The organism is Acinetobacter sp. YH12072 (assembly GCF_013419565.1).
Classification (GTDB): Bacteria; Pseudomonadota; Gammaproteobacteria; order Pseudomonadales; family Moraxellaceae; genus Acinetobacter.
This window is the reverse complement of sequence record NZ_VOZV01000060.1, coordinates 1-8,373: the sequence shown is the minus strand read 5'-3', so window position 1 is coordinate 8,373 and position 8,373 is coordinate 1. Positions and strand designations below refer to the sequence as shown.

3 protein-coding genes and 1 pseudogene are annotated in these 8,373 nt (G+C 44.1%); 3 read left to right on the top strand and 1 reads right to left on the bottom strand.

Going from position 1 to position 8,373, the window contains the following annotated elements; translation table 11 throughout:
* Positions 1-150 (top strand): annotated as a pseudogene (locus FTU19_RS15390) (IS4 family transposase); the annotation flags it as partial.
* 162 nt (positions 151-312) lie between these two features.
* Entirely contained in the window at positions 313-1,857 is a 1,545-nt protein-coding gene (locus FTU19_RS15385) for a hypothetical protein (protein WP_180131843.1), read from the top strand.
* 525 nt (positions 1,858-2,382) lie between these two features.
* Here FTU19_RS15385 and FTU19_RS15380 read toward each other — a convergent pair.
* Positions 2,383-4,002 (bottom strand): inorganic phosphate transporter, encoded by a 1,620-nt coding sequence (locus FTU19_RS15380; protein WP_034589959.1) that lies wholly within the window; start codon positions 4,000-4,002, stop codon positions 2,383-2,385.
* Between the two features lie 516 nt (positions 4,003-4,518).
* On the opposite strand from FTU19_RS15380, the gene metH reads away from it, so the two are divergent.
* Positions 4,519-8,205, top strand: coding sequence for a methionine synthase (gene metH / locus FTU19_RS15375; protein WP_180131838.1), 3,687 nt, complete (start codon positions 4,519-4,521; stop codon positions 8,203-8,205).
* Positions 8,206-8,373: the final 168 nt, after the last annotated feature.

The window sequence follows — 8,373 nt, the reverse complement described above, 5'->3', positions numbered from 1 at the left end:
CAACATTTAGGAAAAACAGGTTGGACAGTTCAACGTTTACTCAGAATAATTCAAGTGAATTTGTTTGAAAGAAGAACTTTAAAAGCTTTATTTTCACCCGATAAAATACCCATAAAACAAGAGGAAGTTCATTTGAGCTTCCTCTTGTGAAAAATTGTGGGACAGCAATGGCTTCAAGCTTCCTTTTTATTTGAAACATCTAGTAATAAATTAAGACCCAAGACTGGAATTTAATGCCAACTCAGGAAGCAACTTAGCAGCGATAATGTATACATCTGTATATTAATTGCTGTAAGTTGCGAGATATTTTGCATGTCCACTTCCCTAGACGGTCTTCAATTTCCCATTTCTGCTTCACAACAAAAACCAAGCACATCGAAAATCGGCCGTAACATTATTTCTGAAGCCTTAGGCGCAGTTGATCCTGTACATGCTACTGCAGCACAGCAGGAAAAGAACTGGCGTAAGCAATATCCAGTACACTTTAAACATCTGGTTGAAGATGGATTACGCTCCGCAGATGCAGCACTAAGTATTGCCAAGCAAGGTCTAGAAACTGCACATGCCAGTTTTGAGTTTTACCGTGATGGCCAGAAGCATCTACTAAAAGATGTGATGTCCTTGCCTGCGCAGAACCTGAATACTTTTCAACTGAAAGGCCAGTCTGAAAAAGCCCCAGAATGGTATGTGCCTTATCATGGCAAAAAACTGCAAGGACAAGCATTACTGGATCAGATCCAATCATGGGAAGAGCGTGGCATTGTCGAGCCAAGTCATGCCAATGCGCTACGTGAATGTATTGCTCATCCGGAATGGTTTGACCTATCCGATCGTACCACTGTTCTATTTGGTGCCGCTTCTGAAGCAGGTCCACTGACCTGGTTGTCGAAATGGAAAGCCAATATCGTCGCAATTGACCTGCCGAATACCCGTGTCTGGGGCAAGATTTTAGATACAGTGAGTCAAGGCAACGCTACTTTATATGCACCATCAGTTGAAGCGCTTCCTGCTGATACTTCACTGGAAGTTTTAAAAGAAAAACTCGGTGCCAACCTGCTCACCCAGATTCCTGAAATTGCTCAATGGCTGATTCAGTTCAAACAGGATCTGGATCTCGCGGCGATTGCTTATCTGGACGGTGAAAAGCACGTACGTGTTTCCATGGCGATGGATGCCATTATGAAATATGTCAGCGAGCAGAAAGCCAATACCAGCCTGATGTATATGTGTACACCAACCGATGTTTATGCAGTACCTGAAGAAGTGGTGCAGGCTTCACAAAGTAAATATCGGCAGTTGTCTAAAGTAGAAAGTACCTTAACCAAAGGCATTTCCCTAATCTCACGCAAGCATTTCTTCCAGAAGAATGAGCAGCAACTGTTTAAATTGGGCGATAAGTCTTATGGTGTTTGTGACTGTCTGGTCATTGAGCAAGGTCCGAACTATGCACTGGCTAAACGCATCCAGCAATGGCGTGCAACATTGGCACGTGCTAATGGGCAGCAAGTGAGCATCAATATCGCTCCTTCAACAACGACTTATTCTGTGACCAAGAATCCACTGCTGAAAGCTGCATTTAACGGTGCCAGCCTATTTGATGTAGAAGCATTCGCTCCTGAAACCACCAATGCGATTATGGCGGCATTGTGGATTCACGACCTACGTAATCCTGAATCTGTGGCCAATCCTGATATACAACTCAACCATCCACTTGAGTTGATGATGTCAGGCGCAAATCATGGCGGTTTATGGCGTGTGGCTTATCTGGCACGTACTGCTCTGCCTTTTGCTGCGCTGTATGGTTTTGCAACGGATAAATTACCAAAGGGATTATTGGGTAAGAAGTTGAAGAAGTAATTCTTCTTAAATAGATAGATCTCTCTCCAGAGCAAGTTTTAAGGTAATACTCAAATATGGGTTAGTGAAAAAGTATTTTTACTTTACCCTCACCCCCTTGCGTAGCAATGTTACTCATCCCATAGGGAGAGGGTGTTTTCTTTGTGAAATTAATACTTCTTTTGGATCTTCAAGAAGATTCCCTCTCCTGAGCAAGCTTTAAAGCATTGCTTTAAAAGTACAGCGCAAGTGAGGGTTAGAGAGAGGTTTCAATAATTCCCCCTTGCGCAGTGGCGCTACTCGTCCCATAGGGAGAGGGATTATCATGTGATTTATCTATAACTTCCAAATGGAAATTCCCTCTCCTGAGCAAGCTTTAAAGCACTGCTTTTAAAGCGCAGCGCAAGTGAGGGTTAGGGAGGGGTCATCTTTTATTTAAATCCCTCATCTCTTGCAGAAGAGGAGTACTCCTATCTTCCACAAGGAAATATAAAAATCACCCATAAAAAAACGCTGCCTAAGCAGCGTTTTTTACATCGAATCTTCTTAGAAAACTTTCAGAAGAATCCAGTACAAACCACCTGATAAACAGATCGTTGCTGGCAGTGTAAATACCCAGGCAGACAGAATTGATTTGACCATTTTAAAGTTTAGGCCCGACTTGTTCGCCACCATGGTACCTGCAACTGCAGAGTTCAGGACATGAGTGGTAGATACTGGCATACCAAAGCCATCAGCAGCAGCGATCGTAGACATGGCTACCAGTTCGGCAGACATCCCCTGACCATAAGTCATGTGCTCTTTACCGATCCGCTCACCGACAGTTACGACAATTCGTTTCCAACCCACCATGGTACCTAAACCCAATGCCAAGGCTGTTGCCACTTTCACCCAGGTCGGAATGTATTGCAGGAATGAATCCAAGTTGTCTCGATACTCATCAACGGTTTTTTCCTGAGCCTCGCTCATTGCCGGTAAAGCTTCTGCTTTGTCCAGACGTTTAAATGCTGTGGTGCTCAGGTACATGTCGTTACGGAATTCTGAAACTTGTGTTTCTGGGACATCTTTAATATTGCTGTAGCTACCGACTTTATCACCCAAATGATCTGTCAGGCTTGCCAGTGCAGGAACAACCTCAGCATTCAATTCTTTGGTTTGAATGTAGGTCGTGATGATGGCACGTGCTTTTTCGTCCGGAATATCTTCATGCTGCGGATAAATCGCATCAGCCGTTTGCGCAGACAACTGACCAAAAGACTGGATATGTGCTGCATCCAGATTTTTGTTTAATGAATATGCCAAAGGTACACAACCGATCAGGATCAGCATGATCAGCCCCATACCTTTTTGACCGTCATTTGAACCATGCGCGAAGCTCACACCTGTACAGGTAAAGATCAGAATGGCACGAATCAGCGGTGGTGGTGGCTTATTGCCTTCAGGTGGCTTAAACAGTTCAAGTTGCTTTCTGAAGATCTTCTTCACCAACAGGAATAGTACCCCAGCAAAAGCAAAACCGATCAGAGGTGAAAACAGCAATGCTTTACCAACTTTCAGCACCTGTTCCATATCCACACCAGAAGCACCACCACCTGAATTCAACAGGTAGTTCATGATACCTACCCCCAGAATCGAACCGATCAGGGTATGTGAACTGGAAGCGGGAATGCCAAGGAACCAGGTACCCAAATTCCAGAGAATCGCGGCAATCAGCATGGCAAAAACCATAGCGAAACCGGCACCTGTGCCGACATTCATAATCAGCTCGACAGGCAATAATGCAATGATCCCATATGCAACAGCACCACTGGCCACCATTACCCCAAGGAAATTACAAAAACCTGCCCACATGACTGCAACCGGTGCAGACAATGCATTGGTATAAATCACGGTCGCAACCGCATTGGCCGTGTCGTGGAAACCGTTGACGAATTCGAAGCCCAGCGCAATGAATAACGCCGTGCCTAAAAGAAGCATTGAATACAGACCGATCGGTGGGACATGAGCTAAATCTGAAGTCAATTGGAAGCCGATATAGATCAGCGTGGAGATAATTAGAGTCAGAAACACCGGCATAAAAAATTTCGGTGTGGGCACATGAACATTGGCCGGCTTATCAGAAGGCGACTGTTGTGCTGAACCTAAGGGAGTTTGATTAGAATTCATGCAAGCAGGAATAGAGGATTCAAGAATCCCCATATTGTTCAGTTAAATTGTGACAATTATATGACAAAGTGCTGTCATATAAACCAGTTTTTTAGACTTTCTCGTTGCCGTTTATCCTGTAACCACATGCTCTAAATTTTAAAAATATACAAATATAATCAATTATTTATTAAAAATAAAACGCTTAAATCGCCCAGCTTTATTCATGTTTTGCAATATATCTGATCATTCCTACCCGGCTGTCATATTTGCGAGCCTGTCATATTTGATTAAAGATTAGCTTTGTTATATGACACTCTGATGAAAGCTGCTTACATTTTATTTTCCAGTCGCACGCTTTTATCAAGAACTTTAATTTCCAGATTTCCATCTGTTTTCAACTTTCTATACCGGCTTGAGTTTCTTTATCAAATTTTCATATCAAGCATATCCAGCATTCTGTATAAGCGTTACAGAAAACTGCGCACTAATCTGTTAAGATTATTGCTGTTTTTGATGCTTACTGAGAAAGTTTGAATGTCCACACTTGCCACCCTAAAAGAACTTCTTGCCAAGAGAATTTTAATTATCGATGGTGCGATGGGTACCATGATCCAACGCCATAAATTGGAAGAAGCCGATTATCGTGGTGAGCGTTTTGCTGATTGGGCATACGACCTTAAAGGCAATAACGACTTACTTGTGCTGACTCAGCCACAGATTATTCAAGGCATTCACGAAGCGTATCTTGAAGCCGGTGCCGATATTATTGAAACCAATACCTTTAACGGCACCCGTGTTTCAATGTCTGACTATCACATGGAAGATCTGGTTCCTGAGATCAACCGTGAAGCGGCGCGTCTTGCCAAAGAAGCCTGTGCAAAATACTCAACCCCGGAAAAACCACGTTTTGTGGCAGGTGTGATTGGGCCGACATCACGAACCACTTCTATTTCTCCAAATGTAAATGACCCTGCCTTCCGTAATATCACTTTTGACGAATTGAAAGTGAATTACATCGAATCAACCAAGGCCTTGATTGAAGGTGGTGTTGATATCATCCTGATCGAAACCGTATTCGATACTTTAAATGCCAAAGCTGCCATCTTTGCAGTGAAAGAAGTGTTTAAAGAACTGGGCACTGAATTGCCAATCATGATCTCAGGTACGATTACTGATGCATCTGGCCGTACATTAACGGGCCAAACTGCGGAAGCGTTCTGGAACTCAATGCGTCATGCAGAACCGATCTCGATTGGTTTCAACTGTGCACTGGGTGCAGATGCAATGCGTCCACACGTAAAAACTGTGTCTGATGTGGCGGATACTTTTGTGTCTGCGCATCCTAATGCCGGCTTGCCAAATGCCTTCGGTGGTTATGATGAAACTCCAGAAGAAACTGCAGCTTTCATTAAAGAATTTGCTGAAAGTGGTCTAATCAACATCACCGGTGGTTGTTGTGGTACCACTCCCGATCACATCCGCGCGATTGCTCAAGCAGTTGAGGGTATTGCTCCGCGTCAGGTCCCTGAAATTGAACCAGCATGTCGCCTCAGTGGTTTAGAGCCATTTAACATCACCAAAGATTCATTGTTCGTGAACGTCGGTGAACGTACCAACGTGACCGGTTCGAAAAAATTCCTGCGTCTGATCAAAGAAGAAAACTTCGCTGAAGCACTAGATGTTGCCCGTCAACAGGTTGAAGCCGGTGCACAGATCATCGACATCAACATGGATGAAGGCATGCTCGATTCAGAAGGTGCGATGGTGCACTTCCTGAATCTGGTGGCATCTGAACCTGATATTTCTCGTGTGCCAATCATGATTGACTCATCAAAATGGGAAATCATTGAAGCTGGTCTGAAATGCGTGCAAGGTAAAGCGGTTGTTAACTCGATTTCCCTGAAAGAAGGTTATGACGAGTTTGTAGAACGTGCCCGCCTCTGCCGTCAGTACGGTGCAGCGGTGATTGTGATGGCATTCGATGAGAATGGTCAGGCAGATACAGCTGAACGTAAAAAACAAATCTGTAAGCGTTCTTATGACGTGCTGGTGAATGAAGTTGGCTTCCCGTCTGAAGACATTATCTTTGACCCGAACGTATTCGCTGTTGCAACCGGTATCGAAGAACACAACAATTATGCTGTAGATTTCATCGAAGCCACTGGCTGGATTAAACAGAACCTGCCAAATGCGATGATTTCTGGTGGTATCTCCAACGTATCGTTCTCATTCCGTGGTAATGAGCCGGTACGTGAAGCGATCCATGCGGTATTCCTGTACTACGGTATTCAGCAAGGTTTAACCATGGGTATTGTGAATGCTGGTCAGCTAGCAATTTACGATGACATCGACAAAGACCTGAAAGATGCGGTTGAAGATGTAATTCTGAACCGTAATCAGGGTGAAAGCGGTAATGAAGCAACTGAAAAATTGCTGGAAATAGCTGAAAAATACCGTGGTCAAGGTGGTGCACAAAAAGCGGAAGAAAACCTTGAATGGCGTAATGAAAGCGTTGAAAAGCGTCTTGAATATGCACTGGTTAAAGGTATTACCACTTACATCGACCAGGATACTGAAGAAGCTCGCCTGAAAGCTGTTCGTCCACTCGACGTAATCGAAGGCCCATTAATGGCCGGTATGAACGTAGTCGGTGACCTGTTCGGTGCCGGTAAGATGTTCCTGCCACAGGTAGTGAAATCTGCACGTGTCATGAAACAGGCCGTAGCTTGGTTGAACCCGTACATCGAAGCAGAAAAAACCCAAGGCGAAGCCAAAGGTAAAATCCTGATGGCGACCGTAAAAGGCGACGTACATGACATCGGTAAGAATATCGTAGGCGTAGTACTGGGCTGTAACGGTTATGACGTGGTCGATCTTGGTGTCATGGTGCCATGTGAAAAGATTCTGCAAACTGCGATTGACGAAAAAGTTGATATCATCGGTTTATCTGGTCTGATCACACCGTCTCTAGATGAAATGGTTTTCGTTGCCAAAGAAATGCAGCGTAAAGGCTTTAATATTCCATTGATGATTGGTGGTGCGACGACTTCTAAAGCGCATACTGCTGTGAAGATTGCCCCTCAATACCAGAATGATGGCGTGTATTACACAGCTGATGCGTCTCGTGCCGTCGGTGTAGCGACTCAATTGCTTTCTGCCGAGATGAAGCCAAAACTGGCAGCAGACTATGCAGCGGATTATGAAAAAATTCGTATCCGTCTTGCCAACAAGCAGCCGAAAGCAGCGAAACTGTCTTATGCTGAATCGGTTGAAAATGGTTTTAAAATCGACTTCGATAAGAATGCACCATTTAAACCAAACTTCATCGGTTCACAAACTTTCACCAACTATCCTTTAGAAACCTTGGTGGAATACTTTGACTGGACACCGTTCTTTATTTCTTGGAGTCTTGCGGGCAAATTCCCGAAAATCCTTGAAGATGAAGTCGTGGGTGAAGCAGCACGTGACCTGTATGCACAAGCGCAAGCGATGTTGAAAGACATCATTGAAAATAAACGTTTCGATGCGCGTGCAACTTTCAGTATCTACCCTGCGAATCGTACCGGTTCAGATACGGTTGCGGTGACTGATGAAGCTGGCAATATCACACATACATTCGAGCACTTGCGTCAGCAGTCTGACAAAGTAACCGGTAAGGCTAACTACTCATTGGCTGACTTTATTGCGCCTAAAGATGTGGCTCAGGATTATCTGGGTGGCTTTACCGTTTCGATCTTCGGTGCGGAAGAATTATCTCAGGAATATAAAGCCAAAGGTGATGACTATAATGCGATTATGGTTCAAGCCTTGGGTGACCGTTTTGCGGAAGCCTTTGCAGAGCATCTGCACCAGCGCATCCGTAAAGAGTTCTGGGGCTATCAGGCTGACGAAACTCTGGACAATGATGAATTGATCAAAGAGAAATATGTCGGCATCCGTCCTGCACCGGGCTACCCTGCTTGTCCTGAACATTCTGAAAAAGCACCATTGTTCGACTGGTTAGGAACTACTGAGAAAATGGGTACTTACCTGACTTCTAGTTTTGCGATGTGGCCACCTTCATCAGTCAGCGGTTTCTATTATGCAAACCCTGAAACTGAATACTTTAACGTAGGTAAAATTTCTGGTGATCAACTGGAAGATTATGCGAAGCGTAAAGGCTGGACACTGGATGAAGCGAAACGTTGGTTAGCGCCAAATCTGGATGATTCAGTGGTTTAAGATTCCTCTAATTTAGATAAGAAAAAATCCCCTCACTTGAGGTAATGCCAGTCAGTTAAGAGATTGACTGGCATTTTTTTGGGTATTTCTGTGGTTTCCCTTTCACAACTCGTGGGTAGTTTCTACTTCTTTTTTTCGGTAAAACATACCTTTTAGATTTTTCCATTA

Excerpts from the sequence above, each read along its gene's own strand:
- FTU19_RS15380 (WP_034589959.1), bottom strand. The coding sequence starts at position 4,002 with ATGAATTCTAATCAAACTCCCTTAGGTTCAGCACAACAGTCGCCTTCT.
- metH (WP_180131838.1), top strand. The coding sequence starts at position 4,519 with ATGTCCACACTTGCCACCCTAAAAGAACTTCTTGCCAAGAGAATTTTA.
- FTU19_RS15385 (WP_180131843.1), top strand. The coding sequence starts at position 313 with ATGTCCACTTCCCTAGACGGTCTTCAATTTCCCATTTCTGCTTCACAA.